The organism is Reichenbachiella sp. MALMAid0571 (genome assembly GCF_040151475.1).
Classification (GTDB): Bacteria; Bacteroidota; Bacteroidia; order Cytophagales; family Cyclobacteriaceae; genus CAXBNB01.
In genome coordinates this window covers 46,369-72,468 of the sequence record NZ_JBDKWG010000107.1, presented here as the reverse complement: position 1 = coordinate 72,468, position 26,100 = coordinate 46,369, and the positions used below count along the sequence as shown (strand labels likewise).

The following is a 26,100-nucleotide window of genomic DNA, read 5'->3' as shown; positions in this document are numbered from 1 at the left end:
TCAAAGACCTACTTAAATCTACAGGTCAACCAAATCCACAGACCGAAAAACCCATAAGACTATCTGCCAAATACCAACTACGGTTCGTTCAACACTACATTCATGCTTGGCCTATCGGCCGCACGAATGCTTAGTTATTGTCTTTATTAACCCAGGAGAAGATACCGCCATATAAATTTTTTACATTTTTGTATCCGGCACTTTTCAGTTTTTCTACCACCTTTTCACTTCTATATCCTATAGAGCAATACACTATGAGTTTTTGATCCTTCTCAATATTAGTCACTCTTTTCAAGTCAAAATCATCATATCCCACCCAAACGGCATTTTTGATTTTACTCACATCATACTCTTTTTTTTCTCTTGCATCCAGCCAAATTATATCCTGTATAGTATCTGCCTCCTCTACTTTGATTTCCTCTACAGTATGAGAAAGCATATTTTGGAGCATCAGATCATAGGCTTTTTCTTTTTTTGACATGTCCTGAAAAAACAATGAAGCATTCAATATAAGGAAAGAAAAAACACCCAATACTCCCATTATGAAGCGTGACTAAGAATCATTTGTTTGAGTTGCTCTTTCCCTGCAGTACCGGAATGTCTCCAAAGAATTTGCCCTTTTTTGAATAAGATTAATGTCGGCACTGACCTAATCTGGTATTTCAAAGCTGCATTGGGGTTTTTATCAATATCAACTTTGATCACTTTACCGCTTTCATTCAGTTCTCCTACTAACTCTTCCAATACTGGAGCCATCATCTTACACGGTCCACACCACTCGGCAAAAAAATCTACCAGCACTGGTTTGTCGGAATTTATAATATCTACAAAACTTGCCATAATTATCTGTTTTACATACAACACAAAATTGCACTCAAATAATTCCAAATCCAGTAACTTTGGTTACAGAACTGTAAATAAACCAATACTCGTTATTGTTTGGGCTTGTTTCACAAAACCCATCATTAGTTCCGTTCGACTTTTTCCAATTTTACTTAAAAATAAATCCGATCTAAATTTATATGTCTAATTTTAAAACTATAATCATTTGTCATTAGATTTAGACTTAATTGTAACCAAGCTCTACCACAATGAAAAAACGATACTTAAAATATATTATTCCATTTGCATTTCTATTTTATCTGGTATTTATCACAGGAATTCAGGCTCAAAACAGTATTCTAAATGATGAAACCGGCAAACTTAGTAAACAAGAAATTGTTGATTTAAATATCAAACTGTCTGAACTAGAAAAGAGTCATGGGATCAAAATGTCTCTTACATTAACCAAGGCTATAAAGACAGAAAGTGTAGAAAAAGAAGCAAGTCAATTGTTGGCAAGTTGGAAAAAAGAAGACTCTTCAGGAAATGCGGTAGTTTTAATTGCCTTAAAAGACCGGAAAATATGGATTGCCACTGACGAGAAACTAAGCAAAAGTGTTACCGATGATGATAAAAAAGCAATCGTTAATAAGATAATTATCCCGGAAATGAGAAGTGGCAGAGTTGCGCAAGGCATCAGCAAAGGAATGGACTCCATAGTATCTCTTTCTCAAGGCAATTCTATTTCCAAGACGTCCACATTTAACCCTAAAAACTACCCTATACTGTCCATTCTAATTGTTCTGGTAGCATTAAGCTTTTTGAGTGGTTTTATCAAAACAATCAGAATCAAATTGGCACTAGCAGTGGGGGTAGCTGTAATATTTTGGCTTATTTTCGGAAGCATTACCTATAGTATATTGATGTTAGTGTTATCTCTTTTCTCATTGCTCGGCAGATCTACCCGCGGTGGCGGTGGTGCTTATGGTGGGGGATACAATGAAGGAACCGAAGGTGCCGGAGGCAATTCATCCGACAGCTCTTTCTCCCTTGGAGGAGGTTCATTTATTGGAGGAGGAGCTTCCGGAGACTGGAGAGCCTTTTCTTTTGATACGCACAAAAAATTTATATTTACCGACGAGCAAAAAAGCAATGTAGAACAAGCCGTAAAAGATTTGGAATTGGAATCTTCAGGAGAAATAGTAGTCTATTTTGGCAGAAATAGTGATGCTTACCAGCAAGGTAGTTGGAAACTTGCCACCACTCTTGGCCTGTTGGGATTAGTATCTATTATGTCACTTTCATACTTATGGTTGCTTCCTCCCACATTTTCGATCATGAATATGGCCATGTCAATATTTCTTCTTATGGTTTCCGGTTTGGTCATCTCCTACTTCTTTCCTACCGTGAGGTTGGCATTTGTACCTTTGAATGTCATGGATCACAGGGTAATTACAAGAGCAAGAGATATCTTTTTACAAGAAGAAATATTCAATACCGTAGATCGAACTGGCATATTAATTTATATCAGCGAGATGGAAAAAAGAGTGCAGGTACTTGGGGATCAAGGGATCAGTTCTGTGATAGAACAAAGCGACTGGAACAATGTACTGAAACTGGTAACTGATGGCATCAAGCAGGGGAGTCCCGCTGAAGGCCTGGTATCAGCCATTCACGAATGCAAAAAATTACTCCTTGAGAATGGTTTTATTGTTAGAACTGACGACACCAATGAGCTTTCTGACAAAATGATTATTGAAAAATAAAAACGTAAAAAAGAAGGTGACTCAAAAGAGTTAAACAGTTATCGGGCTTAATGTGGCAACTTATCTTTCACCAAACCATATAAAAAAGTCCCAAAAACAGCACTGGCTATTACGACTAAAAAGACCCCAAATCCCTGACCAACCAATACAAAAGTAGGCCCTGGGCATGCACCTGTCATCGCCCAGCCCATCCCGAATATTGTTCCTCCAAATAAATACCTGCTAATGCTTAAGGGCTTTACGCTATAGCTGATCTCTGTTCCATCAGTAGATTTCACATTCATCTTTTTCATAATAGCAATCGCAATGGCACCCGTTACCACAGCTGAACCTATAATTCCATACATGTGAAACGACTGAAATTTGAACATTTCATAAATTCTAAACCACGATACTGCTTCAGACTTGCTTAATATAATTCCGAACAATATCCCAACAACTAAAAATTTTATATACTTCATTGGAGAGTATTTATAGGGCCAATATATAAGGTAAAACAAAGAAAGTGACAAACAGACCTCCAATGAAGAATCCAATCACAGCAATAAGAGAAGGCAATTGCAGGTTGCTTAAGCCGCTGATTCCGTGACCAGATGTACATCCATCACAATACCTGGTTCCAAAGCCTACGAGCACTCCGCCAACTACCACCAGCAGAAAGCCCTTCAAAGAAAATAAGGTATTCCAATTGAATATTTCAACCGGAACATAGTCATTGCCCGGGTTTGCAACCCCAAGGACTTGTAAATCCGCTATCGTTTGAGCAGAAATAGCCACCGAAGGATCAGTAGTCAAAAATTCTCGTGAGATGAAACCTCCAATGACTGCCCCTAATATAAAAATTAGATTCCAGATGTCTTTTTTCCATTCAAACCTAAAAAATTCTGCAAACTTTCCTGCCCCAGCCATAGAGCAAATGGTTCGCAAGTTACTGGAGACTCCAAACTTTTTGCCAAGTATCAGCATTGTGAACATTACCAGTGAAATCAATGGTCCGGAAATATACCAAGGCCAGGGTTTACTTAAAAATTCTATCATATGACCCAATTCTATACGGTGATGGTAGTAGGACAAACATACACTGTTTTGGCGATATCAGTTTTTTTCATTGCATCAAAGCCTCCGTCAACATCTACCAGATTATGATAACCTCTTGATTTTAATATTGATGTGGCAATAAGAGACCGATAGCCACTCGCACAATGAACGAAATATTGCTTGTCCCGGCTCAAAACATCAATTTTATCATTAAAAAAATCGAGGGGAAACGAAATTGCTCCTTCGGTATGCTCAGAATCAAATTCTCCAGGTTTGCGAACGTCAAGAATATTTACAAACTGATCGTCTTTTGTTTTTTTAGCCAGTTCCACAGCACTTACCGATTCTATATGATCGGTTTCCTTTCCTGCTTTTTTCCAGGAATCAATCCCTCCTTTTAAATACCCCAGAGTATTATCATAGCCAACCCGAGACAACTTGATAACTACTTCTTCTTCTCTACCTTCATCTGCTATAAAAATAATAGGCTGCTTTAAATCTGGAATCAATGCCCCTACCCAGGGTGCAAAAGAACCATCGACACCTATAAAGATAGAGTTAGGTATATGCTCCTTCGTAAAATCAGTTTTATTGCGCGTATCCAATACCAAGGCTCCTTCATAGTTGGCCAACGATTCAAAAGTATCAACATCCAGTGGCACATCCCCTTGTTTCAATACTTCATCCAAACTCTCATACCCTACTTTATTCATCATAGCATTTTTAGCAAAATACTGAGGAGGAGGCAAAATCCCTGTAGTTACTTCTTTCACAAATTCTTCTTTTGTCATGTCAGCCCTCAATGCATAATTCGTTTCCTTTTGATGCCCCAGGGTATCCCAGGTATCAGATGACAGGTTTTTCCCACAGGCCGATCCGGCACCATGAGCCGGGTACACTATTACATCATCAGGCAATATCATTACCTTTTCCCTCAAACTGTCGAATAGATAACCTGCTAAATCTTCTTTGGTCAAATCACTTTTGATTGCCAGATCCGGACGGCCTACATCTCCTATGAATAGTGTGTCACCAGAAAAAAGTGCATGCTCCTTTCCATTTTCGTCAAACAAAAGAAAACAGCTACTTTCCATAGTATGACCGGGGGTATGTAGCACCTTGATCTTAATTTTCCCCAACTCCAACACTTCACCATCTTTGGCTTCATGGATGGCGTATGATGTTTTAGCTCCGGGACCATATACTATTTCAGCACCTGTTTTTTCTGCCAGGTCAACATGACCCGACACAAAATCTGCATGAAAATGAGTCTCAAAAATGTACTTAATCTGAGTACCATCTTTCTCCGCCTTGCTAATGTAAGGAGCTGACTCTCTCAAAGGATCAATGATCGCTACTTGTCCATCACTTTCTATATAGTAGGCCCCCTGTGACAAACAGCCTGTATAAATCTGCTCTATTTTCATCGTTGTGTTTTTTTTATGTTCTTAATATAAAAGACAAAGCTACAGCAATCTAATAACGGAATCCGTAACAAAGGTTACACACTCAATTTTGCATTATACATTATCTCATAATTCACCCTGATAAATTATCCGGTTTCAGAATAATAGGAAATCAATAATTTGAAAAGTGTTTAACTTACCACCTGTTTTTTACCACAAGTACAATAGAAATAATCCCATATTTACTACAAATCCATGAGAGCACATACAATTTTAATTATCTGTTTGATAATACTCACAATTCAATCTTGTAATTCAAAGGAAGGTAAACACCTGTTTATACTCTCCGGACAATCCAATATGGCAGGCTTGAAACCAGAGGAATCTTTTACTCCTGCCATTGAAAAGAAATTTGGAAAAGAAAATGTAATTATCGTAAAAGATGCACTGGGAGGTCAGCCTATCAGACGTTGGTACAAGAATTGGAAACCATTAGAAGGAAATGAGCCTGGTGCTAAACCTGACCTGTACGATAGTTTATTGACCAAAGTCTATGCGGCTATTGATAAGGAGAAAATCGCTTCGATCACATTTATCTGGATGCAGGGTGAGCGTGATGCAAAAGAAAAACACGGAGAAGTTTACCAAAAAAGTTTGATCGGACTTTATGATCAACTTTGTAATGACCTAAAAAGTAAGGAAATAAACTTCATTATTGGGAGATTAAGTGATTTTGATATGTTGGGTGAAAAGTATCCTCACTGGGTAATGATCAGAGACATTCAGGTGAAAGTAGCCGAGTCAAATCCTCGTTTTGAGTGGATCGATACTGATGATCTAAATGATGGACTTAATAGAAATGGAAAAGAAATAAGCAATGATTTACACATGTCTGCTGAAGGATATATAACCATGGGCAAACGTTTTGCTGAAAAATCAATTGAGTTAATAGAAACTAATGAGTAGCAAAGTCAAAAGATTCATACCAATAGTGGTCATAATACCAACATATGCATGAATACATTTATGTCTGGTACTTTCATCCCCTAACAATCATTATTTATTAGGCTTTTTTTCATTCAATTAGGGACAAAAATAATAGCTATATTCACTTATGAAATTGCACGATAGCTTATCTAAATATAGAAGCAAAGTAAATTTTACAGAACAACATGAAACCGTACCAAAAAATCACAATTTCCTCTATTACTATAATGAAAAATTAACAGTACGAGAAAGACTTCCATTTAAAAAATGTCAATTTTTAGAAAAGGTTGAAATATTATGTGGATTTGATGTAGAGTTTCACGATTGTGTGTTTTTGAAAGGGTTCATTTTAAGCCTGAATTCTAATGGAAATATAAGTTTCTATAATTGCTTTTTTGAAGATGAGCCATTTATTTCTGAGTTACATCCATCACACTCACACCATTTGTTGAGAATAGATAATTGTACTTTCAATGAGAACATCTCTTTTAAGCCACAATCATTGTCGCATTTACAAATTACCAATTGTAAGATCAAAGAATTGACAGATATAAAAAATGTTTATACCCTTGATATCAGTGGCCTTAAAACTAGAATTGGAAATTTAAAGTTAGAACTCAAAGCGCAGGTTAAGGAGGCTAAATTTCATTCTCATTGCATTATTGAGAGATTAAGTGTCATTGGTGGATGGAGATTCAATTTAGCTCTAGATTATTGCCAAATAAATACACTGTCCATTAACAGGGGATTTGACAGTATTACTGCGAATCATCTAATATCTAATAAAATTGGTTTTAGTCATATTTCATTTTACGAAAACCGACTCCCTTCAAGCATCAAAATTAGCGGTGGTTCTGAGATAGATGAGTTAGAAATATCAGAATATAAAGCTTCAGGAGAAATATTTATTGGCTCTTCTGAAATTGATAATCTCAAGCTTAAAAGCATCAATAAAAATAGCTCTATCGTAATTAATAGGTTAAGTAATTTGAATTACTTATCATTTGAAGATATTGATTGTAATGTAAGTCTATCAGAAATCACAATTGAACAACTATCATTAAGAAACTGCAATTTTGATTTTTTGAAATTTGGATATATCCATTGGTCACGAAATTTCTCCCTAAAATCCTCTAATAATTCCATTGATGAAAGCGACCAATATTTGGAACTTATAGAAACAAGTAGACAATTAAAACTATATTTGAAAACTTAATTTATGCCGACATATTTAAAATTAGTGAGCTTAAATCATTCTACTATTATTTAAAATCAAAAATTTCTTTAAGACCATTCAAAATATCTTTATCAAATTCACAATTGGTAGACTGGTTGATTTTGGGAACAAACATGTGGTTTTCTAGATTTGGCACAAGTCCATTTCGTTCATTAATTTGGCTCATATCTTTACATTTCCTTTTTTTCTTTCCTTTATTGGTTTACCATAATCCTAATCTTGGATTAGATATTTGTTTTGATTGGAGTCCTTCTTGTTCTTTGGCTTATGCACTCAACCTATTGAATCCGATTCACAGTCTTAAAGATCAAGCTGGAAAACAGATTTATTCTATAATAGATTTTTTTATGCGTATATCTTCTGGATATTTCATTTATTATTTTCTGAAAGGGTCAAGGAAATTTAATTAAACTGGATATTTTCAAATCACTACCTCATCCTCTACTCACGAAGTTTTTCAAAAAACCATTCGTTTTTCAATTCATGCTGCTCGGGAAATGTCCAGTGTTGAGTTTCCGGGAAAACGTGAAGTTCCTTTTTGGCATCAATGACATTGTATGCCGAGTGCATGGAAGTCGGAGGGCACACATTGTCATTGTATCCCCAGCTGTACCATCCCTGTACTTTCACGAATCTGGCAAAATTTACCACATCAAAATATTTTGACGTTTCCACCTTCTCAGGTTTGTTGGTGTAGTCGTCTCTGAATATTTTTGGCCACCCTCCGGCACGTCCATGCAAAAAACCAGTAAGGTCGGACAAGGCAGGATAAAAAGCCGCCAGATAATCAATCCTGTCGTCCAGGCCAGCAGTAACAATTGATAGTGCTCCACCCTGACTCCCTCCTGTTACACCAATTTTACCATTATAGGAGTCCAGACTTTCAATAAAATCGACTGCTCTGACACAACCAAGGTAAACCCGCCTGAAATATGCATTGTCTTTATCATCAAGATTGGTTGTCCAATAGTTACTCAATGCCCCCTGTTGCAGGTTGTCATATACACTTTTGTCAAGATTGACGGGAATACCATGAATGCCAATGGTAAAAGATACAAAACCGGCTTCTGCCTCCCACACATCTCCATAATAAGGACGGATTCCAGCTCCGGGCACGTGCAAGATTGACGGGTATTTTCCTTCTTTTTTTGGCTTGCTTAAAATCCCAAAAATCTTTCCCTTGATATTGTCTATTTGCACGTGGTAAACATCCACGGTAGCAGTACACCTTTCGGGCATTAGAGTCAACACCGGATTGATCTGTATTTTCGATAATTCTTCTTTGCCCTTGTTCCAAAACTCCTCAAAGTCGGCAGGCAATGTAGTCGTTGGCTTTATTTTATCAGGCTCAAAACCTGCAGTGGCATAAGTGGAATATTCTTTACCATCTACTTCTACTGAAACAGTACACCGAAGAAATCCGGGCTGGTTAAATTTTTTAGCTTTAACTTTTCCTGTACCATCTTTCAAAACCAGCTTGCCTTCATCCCATACCTCCACTAACTCGGGTTGGATTACATAACTGGCTTCAATTCCCTTCATCAGTACATTGTTTCTCATCACAGAAATGGAAAACTCTGCCTGCTCTCCTATTTGATAGTTCCAGTCAGTATGATTGGGTGTTACGATTACTTTCACCAACTCCCGGCGAGGCTGTGCGATGAGCTGAGCAGAAATGAAAAGAATTAAAAAAGTTGAAAATATTTTTTTAGGCTTCATTGAATAAAGTGTTTATAAATAGAATGGTTTCTTAATAAGAATACTCGAACATAGGGGTTAATATGCCAGTAAATTAAGTAAAAGAAAGTTTTTTTCTTTCAAATCAATAAATTTTTACCAAAATTGAAAATATTTATTGCATTCCCCCATTTGTTCCCCCATTTGTCCCCCTTTTATTTATTATTTTGCTGTCTTGTAAGTCAAACTATATTTCAAAATTATGAATTCAAGTAGAAGAAATTTTCTTAGGAAGACCTCACTGGCCGGTGCAGGGCTGGCCGTAGCACCTATATTTTCCAATGCTCAGGGTATCACTCCACCCCCTGCTACCGGAGCTCAATACATGGGAGACTTTGTTGCTCCTAAATTAGAGACTGTACGTTGCGCCTTCATCGGAGTGGGTGCCCGTGGGTCGGGACATGCACAGCAGATAGCAGAGATAGAAGGTACAGAGGTAGTTGCCATCTGTGACTTGTATGAGGATTGGGCAAAAAGGTCTGCTGACGTATGCGTTGAAAAAGGAAAAGGTAACAGACACAAGAATATTGCACTATACACCGGAGGAGAAAACGATTGGAAAAAAATGCTCAGGGAAGTAAAACCTGATGCGGTTTTTATTTGTACTCCCTGGGAACTGCATGCACCAATGGCTATTGAGGCAATGAAGCAGGGGGCACATGCTTTTGTAGAAGTACCTCTCGCAATTACTATTAAAGAAATGTGGGATATCGTTGACACCTCTGAGAAAACCCAAAAGCACTGTATGATGATGGAAAACGTCAACTACGGACGTGAGGAATTGCTGTATCTCAACATGTGCCGACAAGGCGTAATAGGTGAATTGCTACATGGTGAAGCTGCTTACATCCATGAGCTAAGAGGTCAGATGAATGAGGTAGAAAGAGGTACGGGATCATGGAGAACACCTCATTATGCCAAACGAAACGGAAATCTTTATCCAACTCATGGGCTGGGGCCAGTAGCTCAATACATGAATCTGGGACGTGGTGAAGACAATTTCAAACGAATGGTTTCCTTTTCTTCTCCTGCAAAAGGCCGTCAGTTATATGCAGCCAAAAATTATGATAAAGACCACAAATGGAACAAGTTCGATTACAAAGGGGGTGACATAAATACTTCCATTATCAAAACTACACTGGGTCGTACCATCATGGTGCAATGGGATGAAACCAGCCCACGACCATACACGAGACATAATTTAATACAGGGCACAAAAGGAACATTAGCCGGCTTCCCTAATCGCATAGCATTGGAAGGTGGAGTAGGCACTGCTACGGACAGTCATCATGAATGGGCTGAAAAAGATCAATTGCTGGAAATGTATGAAAAATACGAACATCCACTTTACGTTCGTCTGGGCGAACTTGCCAAGAAAATGGGTGGACATGGAGGTATGGACTTTATCATGCGTTACCGTATAATCGAGTGCTTGCGAAAGGGACAACCTATCGATCAAAATGTATATGAAGGCTGTTTTTGGAGTGCAGTTGGCCCATTGAGTGAAGCTTCAGTAGCTCAGGACGGAGATCCTCAGGCATTCCCTGATTTCACCAGAGGCAACTGGAAAAACACAAAACCATTAGATGTAATTGGATAACCGAATTTAAATATCTATCAAAATAAAACTCGTTTTTCTAAAGACGAGTTTTATTTTTTTCTATTTTGATCTCTTATCGCCCGCATCAAATTGTTGGCAAATATGAAATCTTCCAGTTCCTTCACCTCACAATCGAAAATATTTTGATTATTGCCTTCCCAAAGCTTATGTCCCTGATGGATAAACATGACATAATCGCCAATTTCCATCACGGAATTCATATCGTGTGTCACTATTACAGTTGTAATATTTAGTTCTTCGGTAATCTCTTTGATCAGATTATCTATACGAATTGACGTTTGCGGATCAAGTCCCGAATTAGGCTCATCGCAAAATAAATATTTGGAATGGTTGACAATAGCTCGGGCAATTCCCACTCTTTTTTTCATACCTCCACTGATTTCAGAAGGCATTTTCTTGTTTACGTTTTCCAAACCAACTTTAGCCAAGCAAGTATTTACCCTATCCAACTTTTCATCTTTGGGCATTTTGGTCAACACATTGAGCGGAAACATTACATTCTCCTGCACATTTTTGGAATCAAATAAAGCTCCGCCCTGAAACAACATACCAATTTCCCGACGAACATCAGTTTTTAATACTTTGTCACCTGAAGTAAAATCTCTGCCATCGTAAAGCACGCTTCCAGCATCAGGTTGAATCAACCCTACTATGTTTTTCAACAATACACTTTTACCTGTACCACTCGCTCCAATGATCAGATTGGTTTTACCCTGCTCAAAAGTGGCACTAATACCATGAAGGACTTGCTTGCCATCAAAAGACTTGTGAATATTTTGAATTTCGATCATAGCAGCAACTGGGCTAAAAGATAGTCAGCAAGTAAAATGGCAATACAGCTATTTGTCACAGCACTGGTACTGGCAACTCCGACTTCCAATGCTCCTCCTTCGGTAAAAAAACCTTTATATGCTGATATAGAAGCAACCAAAAAAGCAAAAACAAAGGATTTGATCAATGCGAAAGTGATGTTGTATTCCACAAAATCATAACGAATACCATAAATAAATTCTGTTCCGGTGATCACTCCTGTCAACGTACCTGCCAGGTAGCCTCCGTAAATGGAAAGGAATCCAGCCAGTACCACCAACATGGGATACATAAACAGTGCGGCTATGATTTTGGGCAACACCAGATAGGAAGTAGAATTTATTCCCATCACTTCCAGTGCATCTATTTGCTCTGTGATGCGCATAGTTCCCAACTCCCCTGCGATATTCGACCCTACTTTTCCGGCAAAAACAATAGCCATAATAGTTGGTGCCAACTCCAATATAGTCATATCCCTCACCACCAGAGATATCACATAATCAGGAATCAAAGGACTAATGAGATTATATGCTGTTTGGATAGTAGTAACCGCCCCCATAAAAGAGGAGACAATAGCAAAAATGAAGATGGAATTGACCCCAATCTTCACAGATTCATCAAAAACAAGTCTGACATAAGTTCCTAAAGACTCTCTTCTAACAAAAAGTGTGGCAATGAATATGATGTATTTTCCTAGGCTCTTCAACAGACGATATTTTAGACACCAAAATAATAAAGTTCCAAGTCAAGGAACAAATTTTAAAGCTGTAATCTCACATACTTTAAAAGTCTCAAAGTTGAATAAAAATCAACTATACTCCATTACTGGCTGGAAAATACTCTTTTCAATAGATCTGTAGTTCTGGCAAGTGGGTCTTTTCGTATATTAGCTTCTTCTTTTGCTATCAAAGTAAACAAACCATCGATTGCCAACTGAGTGGCATAATCATCCAGATCAGGGTTAGCCTTTTGAACAAAAGGAATTTTGTTGTATTTGTTTACTAAGTCTCCATAATACTTTGTAGCATTTACTTCATCCAAAGAATTTTTCATTACGGGCTTAAATTTAGTAGTCAACTGTGCACTAGTGGTTTTCTTTAGATATTCGGTTGCTGCATTCGGTTCACCTTTCAATATGTCCCATGCATCTTCGATGGTCATAGACGTGATAGCAGTTACAAATATCGGCTTGGCTTCTTTGGCTGCCGCTTCTGCTCCACGATTCAGCGTCATTACAAACTTATCTACTTCACCACCAAGGCCAATAGCAGTCAGTTTGTCCGCAACATTTTGAGCATCGGGAGGAAAAGGTATTTTTATTTGAGGGTTTTTAAAATAACCATCCAATTGGCTGGCACTGTTCGACCCTTTGGTTATTCCCTGTACAAGTGCTTCCTTCAACCCGGAAGCTACATCTCCGGATGTCAGAGGAGTTTCTTCATTTAAATAGTCACCAACTGTCTTTTGCGCTTGCTGCAACTGCTGAGCAGTACAAGAAGCAAGTATCAAAAAACTAATAATGTAAATAGATACGTATTTCATGAGACTGTAATTTACTGTCATTTTAAAAATAGAATTCGAATATACGTTGGAAAACAATTTTGATTCTGAATAATCGTATAAATCATGTAAAAAAGTTGAAGTCCGCATTTCGATATTGAAATACCAGCTTCAGATTACACAGAAAAAATACTTCTATTTCAAGATAATAGAAATAAATTCGTCGGTTTGAACCCTAACCATCAATATGGGGTTTTTAGTATTCAAAAAACACAAAATGAAAGAAATTTTTGCAGAGATAATTACCATTGGTGATGAAATTTTATTTGGCCAAATTACAGATACCAATAGCCAGTGGATAAGTGCCGAATTTGATAAAATCGGCATCAAAACAAGGCGCAAGACATCAGTCAGTGACAAAGCACAGGAAATAGTAACAGCATTGAAAGAAGCTGAAAGTCGGGTTGACATCATCCTGATTACGGGTGGATTAGGACCTACAAAAGACGATTTAACCAAAGGAGTATTGGCTAAATATTTCGGAGTAGAACTCAGACGAAATGATGTATCCTTCAATGAAGTCAAAAGTTTCTTTGAAAAAATAGGCCGCCCTTTTAATGAATTGAACTGGGGACAGGCAGATCTACCTACCAATTGTACAAGAGTTCAAAACAAATACGGTACTGCTCCGGGCATGTGGTTTGAAGAAAACAATACCATATATGTCTCTATGCCTGGTGTACCATTTGAAATGAAAGCGATGGTAACTGATACTGTATTGGGAAGATTAAAGGAAAAATTTTCACTTCCCGTCATTCATCACAAAATGATCCGAACTGTAGGGATAGGAGAATCATGGCTGGCAGATGAAATTGCTGAATGGGAAAACAATTTACCTTCTCACATCAAATTGGCCTATCTACCGGGCATGTGGCAGGTGCGCTTGCGATTAACGGGAGTAGGTGTAGATAAAAAAATACTGGAAAAGGAAATAGAAGATGAGTTTGCCAAAGTTTTTCCAACCATAGAAAAGTACATTTTTGGGTATGAAAATGTAGAACTGGAAGAAGCTATCGGCATGATCTTAAAGGAAAAAGGATTGTCGATTGCTTTCGCTGAAAGCTGTACCGGCGGGTACATCTCTCACCTGATGACTTCTGTATCCGGAAGTAGCGAATACTTAAAAGGAGCGGTAGTTGCCTACAGCAATGAAGTCAAAATGAAACAGTTGGGCGTACGCTCTGAAACCCTGAAGGAATTTGGAGCGGTAAGTGAAGAAACTGCCATAGAAATGGCCGAAGGAGTAAGAAAAAACCTTGAAACCGACATAGGTTTTTCATCCACCGGCATAGCCGGGCCATCAGGAGGCACAGAAGAAAAACCTGTAGGCACGATATGGCTCGCTTTTTCCAGTAAAGACAAGACCAAAACCATAAAATTAAATTTGGCAGGAACCCGAGAACTTAATATAAAACATACTGCCGTCAATGCGTTGAATTTGATCAGGCTTAGTTTGTAATTTATATGAAAAATCGTCCCTAAATCCTTAACTTTGCACATACAAATCCCAAAAGTAAAATAATATAACATGGCTCTAGTAGAAATGGTAATGCCCAAAATGGGTGAGAGCATAATGGAAGGTACAGTCCTTTCATGGTTGAAAAAAGTTGGTGACCCCATAGAAGAAGACGAGTCTGTACTGGAAGTAGCTACAGATAAAGTAGATACTGAAGTGCCTTCTATTCATGCCGGAATATTGAAGGAAATTCTCGCAAAAAAGGGTGAAGTAGTATCCGTAGGAAATCCCATTGCCATCATCGAAACAGACCAGGAAGAAGTTGTCAATGAGCAACTGATAGATACCGATCCCGAAGAAAACGCTGAAGCGATTCTTGAAGAAGTGGCCAATATTAGTGACTCTATAAGCATAGAAGTACCACACCAAACAGAACGTTTATCAACTTCTGATTCTACCCGATTTTATTCTCCGCTCGTGTTGAACATAGCACGGGAAGAAAATATACCCAAAGCCGAACTTGAAATCATATCAGGAACCGGGAGTGAAGGGCGTGTAACCAAAAAGGATATACTTGCTTATGTCGCTTCACGAAAGTCTGCCAATTCAGATATTTCTACCCCTACAAATGGTGCTACCACACAGCCAGCTATTTTCTCAGGCGAAGATGAAATCATAGAAATGGACAGAATGCGTAAAGTGATTGCAGACCGAATGATGGAATCAAAGCGTATTGCTGCCCACGTAACTTCTTTTGTAGAGGCTGACATGTCGAAAGTGGTGGCATGGAGAAATAAAAACAAAAGGATTTTTCAGGAAAGAGAAGGACAACCTTTGACCTTCACTCCTATATTTATCGAAGCTGTAGTCAGAGCCATCAAGGATTATCCGATGATGAATATTTCTATCGACGGGTACAAAATCATCAAGAAAAAGGCCATCAATATTGGTATGGCAGTAGCTCTTCCATCGGGAAATCTTATTGTCCCTGTGATTCACAATGCAGACCAACTGAGTATTGGAGCCATTTCACTGAAAGTAAATGAACTGGCAAAAAGAGCCAGAAACAACCAACTAACACCTAAAGACTTAGAAGGTGGCACCTACACCATTTCCAATGTAGGCTCTTTTGGCAATGTAATGGGCACTCCTATCCTTGTGCAACCACAAGTAGGCATTCTTGCCTTGGGCACCATTCAAAAGAAGCCATCTGTCATCGAAACTCCACAGGGAGATTTTATAGGTGTAAGACACAAAATGTTTCTTTCTCACTCTTATGATCACAGAGTGGTGGACGGTGCACTGGGAGGTATGTTTGTCCGTAGAGTAGCCGATTATTTAGAAAAATTTGATGAGACAAGAGTTATCTAATCCTCTCTTAAAAATAAAAAAATACGACATTGCTATCTCAATTGCCCTGCAATAAGTGGCGCAAGCAGGTCGTAACCTTTTTCATTGGGGTGCAAACCATCTGTGAATAATGATTCATCGATTTTTCCATCATCTTTCAAAAGAGACTTCCCCGGATCAGTATAATCTACATTGTTCAAATCAGCTATTTGTTCTATCATCAGGTTTATTTTGACAACCCTGGCTTCTTGTCCTCTTCGGGGATATATCCCAATCATTCGAATATTAGCGTGAGGTTGGCGTGCCTTAATGGCATCCATGACCGATTCCAATCCGATGATTATTTCTTCATTGGAATTCATACCAAGGTTATTCGTCCCCAACATAACAAGAACCTGTTCCGCTTCAAAACCATCCAGTTCGTCATGATATATCCTCCAGAGCACGTTTTCTATCCGATCCCAGCCATATCCGAAATTCCCTACCTTAAGTGGAGCAAGGTGTTTTTTCCAGGATTTTTCACCTCTTGCTATCGGTGCTTTAGGCATACCAGCCCAATAGTGAGTAATCGAATTGCCAAAGAAACAAACTTTGGGAGGATTGGTTTTATTGAGTTGGAGAATGTCCTGATGCCTTGTTTCCCACTCGTATAGCCCCGGCTCTCTACGCTGTGTCACAGGAATGGTGGTGGACATTGTACCAATCGGCTCGTAAAGAATCTCCCGGATTTTTCGTTCGCAAGCCTGAGCATGTGACAGCATTCCCAAATCTGACGGGTGTGTGCCATCTACATAACTGTCAATTCCTAAATTCAATTCACTTTTCTGAAGAATAAACAACTCAGTGATTCCTTCAGCTTTCAGATCAGCATAAGATCGACGTAACACTTCATTCAATTTGGTGTAAACTGCATGGCGTTCGCCAATTAAACCTCCATCCGAATATCCACTGTGCTCTACCAATAGAATCGGAATATTTGGACGTTTTTCTTTTAAAGTCCGTACTGATTTTTTGATACGTTGCTCTACTTCTTCGATAGTTCTGTCTTTGGTAGGCGTCAGGTTTGGCAGACAATCAAGCACAAATATTTTTGCTTCAATTTCACTCAGAAGGTCAATTACTTCATCCTCCATCCTTCCATTGCCAGAGAAACCCAGATTGATCAATGGCCTGTCCATATTTCTCTGCAAAATAGAGGTCCAAGCCATGCCCGGTCGGGAAGCACAAGCTCCTTGTGCTATAGAGGTACCATACACTACTATAGGTTTCTCCTTTCTCAACGGAATCGGATCAAATGATGCCCCCTCGGGCACTCCTATTTCCAACCATGTTATTGAATTGTACAACGGTAAGTAGAGTTGGTATTCCCTTCCCTTGTCATGATATTTTTCTTTTCCATCTATTTGATTGAAATCGTATCTGGTGGTATCACCAAACGAACGGTTCCCTCTGAGCCAATACACTTCACCTTCACCATTTTTTGCATACAGGTCAACACCACTCACACCAGTTGCGGGCATGTGAGGCATATCCAAATTTCCACCCAAACCGTATCGTACTTTTATCTGACTCGCATCAGTGCTAAACCTGATGACCAATCCGGCAGAGTGCTTCGATAAGTTCCAAACTGCATCTCTTACAACTCCCCTGGCACGCTGCGGCAACCTGTCATAAAAAGATTCCACTTCACCAATCCATACCTGCCCCTCCACAGTAGGGAAATCGTTTTGGGCAGGATTCCACCATTTAATTTCTGTTTTTTCCTGAGCAAATGAAAAATATCCCAAACCATATAATAGTAGAACAAAAGCGTATTTTTTATAGGTCATAATTGAAAGGTATGATGTTCGAAAAATTGTATCCGATTGAAAAAGTTGAGAACCTGAATTCTAAAGTAATAATTAAAATGCAAACACCCCCAATTCTTTCATAATCAAACCCTCCCAAACAAGTTACATAAAAAAGAAAGGCATCCATATTGAATGCCTTTTCTGATCAAAAAAATGTCACGCTATCCCTTATCTGTTGATAAGAATAGTTGTTGTTGTGGAGCGATTTTCTGATTGTAATCTTAATAGATATATACCTGTTTGTAGTTTACTTACATCCACCTCCCTATTCACACCATTCAAAAGCTTGCTAACTACTGGCACACCTCTTAAATCAAACATTTCTATCTGGATATCCTTAGAAGTAAACCCTTCAATTTTCAGGTATTGGCTTGAAGGATTTGGATAAACATTGATTCCTACTAACCCATCTTCAAGACCCGCTGGAACAGCTACCTCAAAGGAAACTGATGCTGTCTCTGCATTATAATTTTCATTACCAACCTGTGATACCGTAATAACCACCGTACCTACCACTCCTGTCAAACTCACCAGATTGCCTGAAATGGTAGCTGGACCAGTTATATCATAAGTAAGTTCTAAATTGGAATCAACCATTGCTTCAACGCTAAATGGTATTTCTTCACTTAATTTATCCTCTATGGGTACAATAGTAATGGTTTGATTTGCTTTTTCTATGCTCAATTCTCCATTGACCAATGTCAATAAATAATTTGTTGCAACTCCACCAGACAATTCAATTGGATATACACCTGCATTACTACCAGCGGTCGCAGTAGTAGAAATAGAAGGTTCTTCCGACAAATGCGACTCATCCTCTTGATTTACAAATCCAGCATAAACAAAGGTGAAGCCAGGTATAGCATCTCCATAAGTTATGGTAAGATCTTTTGCAGTAACGGTAAGCGGTGCTTTTTCTACAATAAAACTTTCCTGTACCGTTGGTGCTGGCAAATAATCATCGTCTCCTTCTTGTGTCAGTTCTATTGTCACTTCTCCTGCCCCCGTTATAGACACCATGTTATTGGAAAAAACAGCAGGGCCACTTACGATCGAAATATCAACAGGCAACATAGAACTTGCAGTTGCTGCCAACCCAAAATCATCATCTCCGTAGGTCTTTCCTGTTGGTGCAGTAAAAGTTATGGTCTGAGATTTTTTATACTCCAATACAGTAACAATAGCATTGGCAGTACTACTGTTTCCACTACCATCTTCAACTGTTAATATGACTGTGTTTGCGCCCAGATTGCTTTCGTTAAAAGTGCTCGTGCTAATACTAAAAGAAAGAGGTTCTGAACAATTATCTGTAGAAAAATCATCAATATCATTAATAGTTAGTGTTGCTGAATTGTTAGCATCCAATCTTATGGAAATGTCTTTTACTCTAGTTTCAGGCACAATATTATCTTCTACGGTTACTATAGCAGAGGCTGTGCTACTATTTCCGAATCCGTCAACTACGGTAAGTATCACAGCATTTGCACCAATATCATTACAAGAAAAGCCATTAACATCCAAAGAAGAACTAACAATAGAGCAATTGTCTGATGAATTGTTATCAATGTCTTCCGGAGAAATGGTTACTTCTCCAGTAGCATCCAGTTGTACTATGATATCCTGAGCAATAGCAATTGGAGTAATGTTGTCTTCTACTGTTACCGTTGCAGTGGCAGTACTTGAATTTCCTGAAGCATCAGTTACGGTCAGTGTTACCGTATTTGCGCCCAAATCATTACAAGTAAATTCAGTAACATCCAATGCCGCCTGATCCACTCCGCAGTTGTCTGAGCTTCCATTGTCAATGTCTGATGCCTGGATAGAAGCCAATCCATTTACATCAAGAAATACGGTTATGTCCTGAGCCACAGCCATCGGAGCGATGGTCTCTGTTACGGTTACAGAAGAAGTGGCAGTGGATGTGTTACCAGAAGCATCTTCTACCGAAAGGGTAACCACATTTTCCCCAACGTCATTACAATCAAATGTATTTTTATCAATGCTCAATATCAAGTCGGAAGTGACAGTACTGTTGTCATTTGATCCATCGTTTATTTGCGCTGAGGTAATGGTTGCATTACCATTCGCATCTAATTGTATCGATAAGTCTTGAGCTATCGCTTCAGGAGCCAAATTGTCTGCTACAATTACTGTAGCATCTGCCGTTGACTCATTGCCACTCTCATCGGTCACAGTAAGCGTTACGGTATTTGCGCCAAGGTTCACATTAAAAAAAAATTCTTTATCTATGCTCAATTCAAGATCGGTATCTACAGTACAGTTATCTGACGAACCATCATTAACATCCTCAATAGTCAAAGTAGCTGTACCATATTCATCCAGATAGATGGTGACATCTTTAGCTACAGCAGTTGGTGCTACATCATCGCCTACATTCAGAGTTACTTCCTGAGTCATTTGGAAACCACAACCTGCTCCACAAAGCAACTCCGGACCTTCTGCCCAAACGGTTGTTTCTTCGAAATTCACCAATGTGCCATTTTTACCAGCTACTTGCTCGATCAGTTGTGTACCTTCTCCATCTTCAAAATTGTAGTAAGCGGTCAGTCCATTTTCTGTTCCTTTCAAGCATTTATTCATCCCCGCAGAAATTTCTGCATTCGTTTTGGCCACAGTCCAGATTCTGAATTCATCCATTTTTCCATCGAAGTATCTGGCAGGGCTAGCTTTTTGCGCACCTAAATTAACAGGCCTTGAGGTTCCGAGAATGCGAGAGACAGCCGGATTATTAACAGATGCCACTTCTACACCGTTCACTAATATCTTAGTCAATCCATTGTTAAATGTCACCGCAACGTGATTCCATTCGTTCAGTGTTAAGACTTGGTTAGCATACAATTGGATATCGGCAGCCTCACCATCTAGAGTAAATCTTACGTTTTTGCCATTGTCAGGAGAGCCAAAGGTGTCCAAAATGAAATCGCCCACATTTGATCCAACACTACCGCTAGCCATATTAGAAATCAATCTGCGCCATGAAGTGGCACTTGGAAAAATCCATGCTTCGATTGTGAAAATATTGGTGGTTCCAAAGGTATAAGTCGTATTGACATTATCATTGGTACCGTCGAAATCTAAACCTCCGGATACTCCGTTCACTGGAGGCACTTCCCCATAAACATTGAAAGTGGTGTTCTCAGTTATTGTTCCTGTATTGAAACCCAAGGCATCTCCAGTTCCATGAATCGGTCCGTCTATCACACTGTTGTCCGCACTATTTCTCAAGAAATAATTGATGCCACTGACAGAACTGCCTGTTGAAACTGTTGTACTTGCTTCTGTGCAAAATGAATCATCGGCTATGCTCACGGTTTCGTCATTGATATTGGAAGTCACAGTCACTATGGCTTCTGTAGTGGCTATGTTTCGGCTTGCATCTTTTACTGTCAATATCACCGTATTTGCTCCCAAGTCCTCACAGGTAAATGTGGCTTTGTCCAGACTAAAGATTAGTTCATTATCGGGTGTATCGTCATCTGTTGAGCCATTGTTTACTTGTGATGCCAATATGGTAATCTCTCCATTGCTTTCTAGCTGAGCGGTGATATTTTGCGCAGTTGCTGTAGGAGCCACATTGTTTCTCGGAGTAGACCCGCTCTCATACACTCCCATGTCAATCATGCCACCATGGATTCTTTTGTTGCCCGAAATATCTCCAAACAAATCATCTGGTAATTGATCATTGCTACCTGTATCAATCGCTGGGGAACCTGTAGTGAGCGTGAAATCCTGAGAAACGGCATCCGAAAACATCGGGTCTTGATTGATATTGTCCGAGACGGTAGCGAGTGTTGCTTTGGTCGATAAATCCGTTTGATTGGAAATGTTATAGGAAAATGTTAAGCTGGTTAGTTTAGTGGTAGGTCGGTTCATAAAACCAATGACTTGTTCATTTACCACCACTGGGGAGCTCAAGTTGTTGTAGAAAATATTGTTGTGAAAAGTCGCATTGGCTATCGATGTGCCATTGTCGTTCAGTCTTCTGATCACTATCGTCCCCTTGTCGTTGGATGCATTGGTGCCTAAGTCTTCATTTTCCGTAAAAGTGCTATTGATCACTGCAATATCTATGCGACCGGCATTGGCTGCAAAGTACAAGCTGCTTCCAGCAAAACCATCCCCAGCCGAGATATCTCCGGCGACATTGGCATGAAACAGGGAATTATATACTTTCGCATCCAAAGTGGCACCATTTTCCACAGAAGCAGCAAAACCACCACCATAACGGGCAAAATTGTTATTGACGATACAGTTTTCAACCCTCAAAGTATTGTCAGCACCTGCGGTAAAAGGCACATGAACATTGCCTTCTCTGTTGCATACATTTTTGTGGATAATGGTGTTTTTTACCGTAAGGTTTTTAACATCTGCTCTTTTGAATATGGCAGCTCCTCTGTTGTAGTCATTGTTGACGGTATTATTGGCTTGACCGCCTGTGATCATGACTCCATCAATCAAGATATTGTCACCCGCTACATAGACTATTCGATATGTGTTTTCGCTACGTAGTGTATTCGTATAAGAAATATCGTTATCATCATCTCCATTCAAATCACCAGATAATACAGTAGGATTTGCCCGCCAATCTCTTTCTGAGAGTTCCGTCTCAGTGCCTGAAAAACCGCCAAAAAGCTTCACACCTTTATTAAGAATAAAACTAGCTGTCCGATCCGAAGCGTCTGCTTTATAGACACCTTGCGCCACCCATATCGCATCGCCCGGAGCAGTGGCGTATTCTGTTGCTGCTTTCAAGCTTGTAAAAGCATCCGTCCAGGAAGAACCGTCGTTATTGCCCACGGCATCACTTTTTACATAGATTTTGGCAAGCGAAGTGCGTTGCTCATAGATCGTAGCGATCTCCGCCTCTTCTAGCTTCTTGGTGTACATCCGAATGTCATCTATTTGATCTTCATAGCTGAATTCTGCGCTTTGATCTTGAATATTACCTATAGACAAAGGAACGGTATCCACTGTGCGGCCTGTGCCCCCAGTTGTAGGAATCTCTACAGTGGCAAGCTGCTGCAATACATTGTCTACGAACAACCGATGACTGACATTGGGGAAGCTGCCATTAAGCGTAGAACGTGACCATGAGGACATGGTGAGTACGACATGGTGCCACTCACCATCGGCGATGGTGCCTCCCGCTGTATTGATGTTATTGGAGATAAAATGTATGTTTTGATTGTACACATAAAATTTCCCGAATGCTCTTAATTCACCGTTTTCTAAAATTACACGGTAGCCGATTGGGCCTTTTCCTCCGGGATTTCCGCCCCACTGATCCAATATGTATCTCGGATTGGCGTCATTGGTACTGGTCTTGATCCAGAAACTCACAGAAAAATTGGTTCGATTTTCACCGGCTTGTTCCTGTAGTATATCCCCATTGAGTGAAATGGCATTATCAGCAAAACCATCTCTGTCATTGACTCCAGTTAATGTACTTCCGGTATGTGCCAAGCTATTTACAACACTTCCGGTATTCTGGAGGGATGCTGAGGTAAAAAGATATTCCGAAAATGGAACTTGTGAATGAGCCGTTATTGATAACAACAATATTAGCACTAGGGTAAGATTCGTTTTCATATTCATTCTGGTTTATTAAAGAACTAAACCAAAACTAATATTGAACTGAACCTGCAAGAGGTGCTAACTTCTGAACTTCCGCTTTCAACTGCTAAAGTAATCAGGTATTAGATTCCCTGCATCAATTGCATAAACTCTTCTACTTTGTCTTTTGATAACGAAACCGACTTGTCATTGTCCATCATAATGTATCCTCCATCAGATTTCACATATTTCTTGATGTATTTCAGGTTGATAAGGAAAGAACGATGGGGCCGAAAAAACAGGTCTATGTTTTGGAGCATTTCCACAAAATACTTGAGAGGCTTGCTGATAAGCAATTTCTCATCTATCGTATGAATGTGAGTGTACATGCCTTCTGCTTCCATCAGAATGATGTCATCAAATGACACGAAACTAATGCCATCATTGACCGGAAGACCTATCTTTCTGAAAGTATTGGATTTGAAGGTTTGTTTGAGTTCTTCCAGTCTCTGGTTGATTTTTGATTTGCCTAAAAACTCAACAACCTTATCAACTGCCGCTTTCACTTTGCCTGCACTTACCGGCTTCAGAATGTAGTCCAATGCTGAAAGCTGAATGGCCTGAATGGCGTATTCATTGTAGGCTGTAGTAAAAACGATTTCAAAATTATAGTCTTCTTTATTAATGAACTCCAGTATCTCCAACCCCGAATGATTTGGCATTTCTATATCTAAAAAGACAATTTCAGGTTCTTCTTTTTTGATCAACTCAACACCATTCATTAAGTTTTCAGCTTCAAATACCTGAGTTATACGCTTACAGTTTTCTTCTACCAGTATGCGCAATAAATTCCGGGCTTTTAACTCATCGTCTATAATCAGTGCTTTCATTGTTTCTTAATCAATGGAATGGTTAATATCACTTTTGTACCGACTGCTTTTTTTTCATCATTCAACAGGTCAATAGTTTCTACGCCTATTTTATTGACGGTCATCTGATTGAACAATTCCAACCTGCTGGCAGTCGCTTCAGTAGCAAACGATTTGAATGCTTTATTCTTTTTACCCTCAATTACCTTTGCCTGGGTTCTGCCTATACCATCATCTTCAATAATACATTGTACAACATTCTCTTCGGGTAAGTAAAAAGACAGCCTGACAGACTTTGATTCTTTCTTGTGAAATAATCCATGTTTGATTGCATTTTCCACATACGGTTGTATGATCATGGTTGGGATATACTTGCTTTCACTATTTATTCCTTTTTCTATATCAAAAAAGTATTGCAGACCGTCACCAAATCTGAGTGCTTCCAATTCCAGATACTTTCGAAGTGTTTCTATTTCATCTGCCAGTGAAATATACCCCTGATTGCTAAAGTGCAGATAGCTCCTTATCAATTCGGCAAAAGTGGCTAAGTAATCGCTTGCCAAATCTTTTTTATTCAAAATGATAAATTCCTGAATAGAATTAAGGACATTAAAAATGAAATGTGGATTCATTTGGGCTTTTAATGCCTTGAGTTCACTATCACGGTATTGTTTTTCGAGTGCCAGTCGTTTTTGAGATTCTTTTAATTGCAGTGCCATCATTTCTGCTTTTTTTGCCTGTTTGATTCTCAACAGGTAAAAGCTTGCACTCACAATAATTAGTATTGTGATGATTACAGCAGCAATAAACAGAATGAGATTTTGCTTGCTCTCTGCTTCAGCCAGCTCAGCCCGGTTTTCAGCCAGTTCCTTTTCTGCAGCAATTTGCTCGGTCTCATATTTGGTCTTCATATCCGCTATGAGTTTGTCCGTTTTCTGATTATCAATAGAGTCATTCATTAAGTTATAAACCTCATTGGCTTCCTTCGCTTTATCCGGATCACCTACAATATTGTAAGCAATGAAAAGCCTTTGATTGATCTCTTTAACAAAATATAATTTCCCTATTTGCTTATAGATGTCAAGTGATTTGTTGTAGAGTGGTATAGATTCTTTATGCTTCCCTTCCATAGAACTGATAGTTGCTAACTCATAATAAACCAGTGCTACATTGCTCATTTGTTTCTGTTCAACATAATATGGCAATACCTTGTTGAGGTGAATTTTGGCCTTGTCAAACGCTTCCATACTTTTATAGTGTTGACCCAAAGTAAGCCCCAGCATCATTTGACCAGGCACAAAGTTTACATTCTTTGTAATTTCCAGAGCTATCTTATAATTTGATTCTGCCTTGCCATAAAGCTTCATTTCTTTGTAGGAATTGCCCAAATCGAAATAATACCTGGCTTTCACAGCACTTTCAGGATCATCTTCTACCAGTAATGCATTCTTTATATTTATTTCAAGAGCTTTATCTAAAAAACCCTTGTCTCTATACAACCTGGCTAGCAGACTATTGGAAAGCAATGTTTCACTTTTGTTATGTTCTTTTTCTAAAACCCTTAAAGACTCTATTGCCTGATCAATAGCCCTATCGTACAAGCCCTTTCTCAAATAATAGGCAGCCAAACTTCTTAGAGCAATACCCTGACGAACATACAACTCCTTTTCCTGTGCTATTTCCAACGCCTCATTGATATAAGGCAAGCCTTTTTCAAATTCTTTGAACTGGTAATAGTTGGCAGCCTCTATCAAAGCATCCACTCTAATACTGTCTTTCTGTGGCCGGATTTCCAATGCCTGAATCAGACTATCTTGCTTGTTCTCCTGCGCAGTAACGCAAAATGAAAACCACAGAAAAGGCATCAATAATATTTTTCTCATTTTTAGGAATGGAGTAAATCTTACAAATAGTAAATATGCTCTATTTGTTGCGAACATGTAGCCTGCATCAACTACAATTTCACAGCGTAATACTATCCAAACTATAGAAACATTAACGCTACATATTTCTGAAA

At 38.9% G+C, this 26,100-nt stretch carries 19 protein-coding genes; 6 read left to right on the top strand and 13 right to left on the bottom strand.

Annotated features, from left to right (window positions below):
* Window positions 1-130: 130 nt before the first annotated feature.
* Both AAOP42_RS05765 and trxA read right to left on the bottom strand, forming a co-directional pair.
* A complete protein-coding gene (locus AAOP42_RS05765) occupies window positions 131-481 on the bottom strand; it encodes a rhodanese-like domain-containing protein (RefSeq protein ID WP_349527516.1) in 351 nt (116 codons plus the stop codon).
* 59 nt (window positions 482-540) lie between these two features.
* Window positions 541-840, bottom strand: coding sequence for a thioredoxin (gene trxA / locus AAOP42_RS05760; protein ID WP_349527515.1), 300 nt, complete (start codon window positions 838-840; stop codon window positions 541-543).
* A gap of 251 nt (window positions 841-1,091) precedes the next feature.
* Between trxA and AAOP42_RS05755 the strand changes: the two genes are divergently transcribed.
* Window positions 1,092-2,588, top strand: coding sequence for a TPM domain-containing protein (locus AAOP42_RS05755; RefSeq protein WP_349527514.1), 1,497 nt, complete (start codon window positions 1,092-1,094; stop codon window positions 2,586-2,588).
* Between the two features lie 47 nt (window positions 2,589-2,635).
* On the opposite strand, the gene AAOP42_RS05750 is transcribed toward AAOP42_RS05755, so the two are convergent.
* From AAOP42_RS05750 to AAOP42_RS05740, 3 genes are read right to left on the bottom strand one after another with little or no spacing between them, the layout of a single operon-like run.
* Window positions 2,636-3,049 (bottom strand): DUF6691 family protein, encoded by a 414-nt coding sequence (locus AAOP42_RS05750; RefSeq protein WP_349527513.1) that lies wholly within the window; start codon window positions 3,047-3,049, stop codon window positions 2,636-2,638.
* 10 nt (window positions 3,050-3,059) lie between these two features.
* Window positions 3,060-3,626: a YeeE/YedE family protein gene (locus AAOP42_RS05745; RefSeq protein ID WP_349527512.1), complete on the bottom strand. Its 567-nt coding sequence runs from the start codon at window positions 3,624-3,626 to the stop codon at window positions 3,060-3,062.
* An 11-nt stretch (window positions 3,627-3,637) separates the two neighbouring features.
* Window positions 3,638-5,053, bottom strand: coding sequence for an MBL fold metallo-hydrolase (locus AAOP42_RS05740; protein ID WP_349527511.1), 1,416 nt, complete (start codon window positions 5,051-5,053; stop codon window positions 3,638-3,640).
* Between the two features lie 234 nt (window positions 5,054-5,287).
* On the opposite strand from AAOP42_RS05740, the gene AAOP42_RS05735 reads away from it, so the two are divergent.
* Both AAOP42_RS05735 and AAOP42_RS05730 read left to right on the top strand, forming a co-directional pair.
* Entirely contained in the window at window positions 5,288-5,998 is a 711-nt protein-coding gene (locus AAOP42_RS05735) for a sialate O-acetylesterase (protein ID WP_349527510.1), read from the top strand.
* A 148-nt stretch (window positions 5,999-6,146) separates the two neighbouring features.
* Entirely contained in the window at window positions 6,147-7,235 is a 1,089-nt protein-coding gene (locus AAOP42_RS05730; RefSeq protein WP_349527509.1) for a hypothetical protein, read from the top strand.
* 462 nt (window positions 7,236-7,697) lie between these two features.
* Here the strand turns inward: AAOP42_RS05730 and AAOP42_RS05725 are convergent, their stop codons facing one another.
* Window positions 7,698-8,975 (bottom strand): acetylxylan esterase, encoded by a 1,278-nt coding sequence (locus AAOP42_RS05725; RefSeq protein WP_349527508.1) that lies wholly within the window; start codon window positions 8,973-8,975, stop codon window positions 7,698-7,700.
* 220 nt (window positions 8,976-9,195) lie between these two features.
* Here AAOP42_RS05725 and AAOP42_RS05720 point away from each other — a divergent pair, with 220 nt between their 5' ends.
* On the top strand, window positions 9,196-10,593 hold the full coding sequence (locus tag AAOP42_RS05720) for a Gfo/Idh/MocA family protein (RefSeq protein ID WP_349527507.1): 1,398 nt from the start codon (window positions 9,196-9,198) through the stop codon (window positions 10,591-10,593).
* Between the two features lie 50 nt (window positions 10,594-10,643).
* Here the strand turns inward: AAOP42_RS05720 and AAOP42_RS05715 are convergent, their stop codons facing one another.
* The 3 genes from AAOP42_RS05715 to AAOP42_RS05705 form a co-directional block, all read right to left on the bottom strand.
* A complete protein-coding gene (locus AAOP42_RS05715; RefSeq protein ID WP_349527506.1) occupies window positions 10,644-11,405 on the bottom strand; it encodes an ABC transporter ATP-binding protein in 762 nt (253 codons plus the stop codon).
* A complete protein-coding gene (locus AAOP42_RS05710) occupies window positions 11,402-12,130 on the bottom strand; it encodes an MlaE family ABC transporter permease (RefSeq protein WP_349527505.1) in 729 nt (242 codons plus the stop codon). The genes AAOP42_RS05715 and AAOP42_RS05710 overlap by 4 nt, the downstream gene beginning before the upstream one ends.
* 116 nt (window positions 12,131-12,246) lie before the next feature.
* Window positions 12,247-12,966, bottom strand: a complete 720-nt coding sequence (locus AAOP42_RS05705) for a DUF4197 domain-containing protein (RefSeq protein ID WP_349527504.1) — start codon at window positions 12,964-12,966, stop codon at window positions 12,247-12,249.
* A gap of 235 nt (window positions 12,967-13,201) precedes the next feature.
* Between AAOP42_RS05705 and AAOP42_RS05700 the strand changes: the two genes are divergently transcribed.
* Window positions 13,202-14,443 (top strand): competence/damage-inducible protein A, encoded by a 1,242-nt coding sequence (locus AAOP42_RS05700; RefSeq protein ID WP_349527503.1) that lies wholly within the window; start codon window positions 13,202-13,204, stop codon window positions 14,441-14,443.
* A 69-nt stretch (window positions 14,444-14,512) separates the two neighbouring features.
* Complete coding sequence (locus AAOP42_RS05695) at window positions 14,513-15,811, top strand: dihydrolipoamide acetyltransferase family protein (RefSeq protein WP_349527502.1); 1,299 nt, start codon at window positions 14,513-14,515, stop codon at window positions 15,809-15,811.
* A gap of 32 nt (window positions 15,812-15,843) precedes the next feature.
* Here AAOP42_RS05695 and AAOP42_RS05690 read toward each other — a convergent pair whose 3' ends face one another.
* From AAOP42_RS05690 to AAOP42_RS05675, 4 genes are all read right to left on the bottom strand, one after another.
* The gene (locus AAOP42_RS05690; protein WP_349527501.1) at window positions 15,844-17,619 is read right to left on the bottom strand and encodes an SGNH/GDSL hydrolase family protein; all 1,776 of its coding nucleotides are present in this window, start codon (window positions 17,617-17,619) and stop codon (window positions 15,844-15,846) included.
* A gap of 189 nt (window positions 17,620-17,808) precedes the next feature.
* Window positions 17,809-23,250, bottom strand: a complete 5,442-nt coding sequence (locus AAOP42_RS05685; RefSeq protein ID WP_349527500.1) for a LamG-like jellyroll fold domain-containing protein — start codon at window positions 23,248-23,250, stop codon at window positions 17,809-17,811.
* A 107-nt stretch (window positions 23,251-23,357) separates the two neighbouring features.
* Complete coding sequence (locus AAOP42_RS05680; RefSeq protein WP_349527499.1) at window positions 23,358-24,104, bottom strand: LytR/AlgR family response regulator transcription factor; 747 nt, start codon at window positions 24,102-24,104, stop codon at window positions 23,358-23,360.
* Window positions 24,101-25,966: a tetratricopeptide repeat-containing sensor histidine kinase gene (locus AAOP42_RS05675; protein WP_349527498.1), complete on the bottom strand. Its 1,866-nt coding sequence runs from the start codon at window positions 25,964-25,966 to the stop codon at window positions 24,101-24,103. The genes AAOP42_RS05680 and AAOP42_RS05675 overlap by 4 nt, the downstream gene beginning before the upstream one ends.
* Window positions 25,967-26,100 lie beyond the last annotated feature (134 nt).

Excerpts from the sequence above, each read along its gene's own strand:
- trxA (WP_349527515.1), bottom strand. The coding sequence starts at position 840 with ATGGCAAGTTTTGTAGATATTATAAATTCCGACAAACCAGTGCTGGTA.
- AAOP42_RS05730 (WP_349527509.1), top strand. The coding sequence starts at position 6,147 with ATGAAATTGCACGATAGCTTATCTAAATATAGAAGCAAAGTAAATTTT.
- AAOP42_RS05765 (WP_349527516.1), bottom strand. The coding sequence starts at position 481 with ATGTCAAAAAAAGAAAAAGCCTATGATCTGATGCTCCAAAATATGCTT.
- AAOP42_RS05725 (WP_349527508.1), bottom strand. The coding sequence starts at position 8,975 with ATGAAGCCTAAAAAAATATTTTCAACTTTTTTAATTCTTTTCATTTCT.
- AAOP42_RS05715 (WP_349527506.1), bottom strand. The coding sequence starts at position 11,405 with ATGATCGAAATTCAAAATATTCACAAGTCTTTTGATGGCAAGCAAGTC.
- AAOP42_RS05750 (WP_349527513.1), bottom strand. The coding sequence starts at position 3,049 with ATGAAGTATATAAAATTTTTAGTTGTTGGGATATTGTTCGGAATTATA.
- AAOP42_RS05740 (WP_349527511.1), bottom strand. The coding sequence starts at position 5,053 with ATGAAAATAGAGCAGATTTATACAGGCTGTTTGTCACAGGGGGCCTAC.
- AAOP42_RS05675 (WP_349527498.1), bottom strand. The coding sequence starts at position 25,966 with ATGAGAAAAATATTATTGATGCCTTTTCTGTGGTTTTCATTTTGCGTT.
- AAOP42_RS05705 (WP_349527504.1), bottom strand. The coding sequence starts at position 12,966 with ATGAAATACGTATCTATTTACATTATTAGTTTTTTGATACTTGCTTCT.
- AAOP42_RS05695 (WP_349527502.1), top strand. The coding sequence starts at position 14,513 with ATGGCTCTAGTAGAAATGGTAATGCCCAAAATGGGTGAGAGCATAATG.
- AAOP42_RS05735 (WP_349527510.1), top strand. The coding sequence starts at position 5,288 with ATGAGAGCACATACAATTTTAATTATCTGTTTGATAATACTCACAATT.
- AAOP42_RS05700 (WP_349527503.1), top strand. The coding sequence starts at position 13,202 with ATGAAAGAAATTTTTGCAGAGATAATTACCATTGGTGATGAAATTTTA.
- AAOP42_RS05755 (WP_349527514.1), top strand. The coding sequence starts at position 1,092 with ATGAAAAAACGATACTTAAAATATATTATTCCATTTGCATTTCTATTT.
- AAOP42_RS05685 (WP_349527500.1), bottom strand. The coding sequence starts at position 23,250 with ATGAAAACGAATCTTACCCTAGTGCTAATATTGTTGTTATCAATAACG.
- AAOP42_RS05690 (WP_349527501.1), bottom strand. The coding sequence starts at position 17,619 with ATGACCTATAAAAAATACGCTTTTGTTCTACTATTATATGGTTTGGGA.
- AAOP42_RS05680 (WP_349527499.1), bottom strand. The coding sequence starts at position 24,104 with ATGAAAGCACTGATTATAGACGATGAGTTAAAAGCCCGGAATTTATTG.
- AAOP42_RS05745 (WP_349527512.1), bottom strand. The coding sequence starts at position 3,626 with ATGATAGAATTTTTAAGTAAACCCTGGCCTTGGTATATTTCCGGACCA.
- AAOP42_RS05720 (WP_349527507.1), top strand. The coding sequence starts at position 9,196 with ATGAATTCAAGTAGAAGAAATTTTCTTAGGAAGACCTCACTGGCCGGT.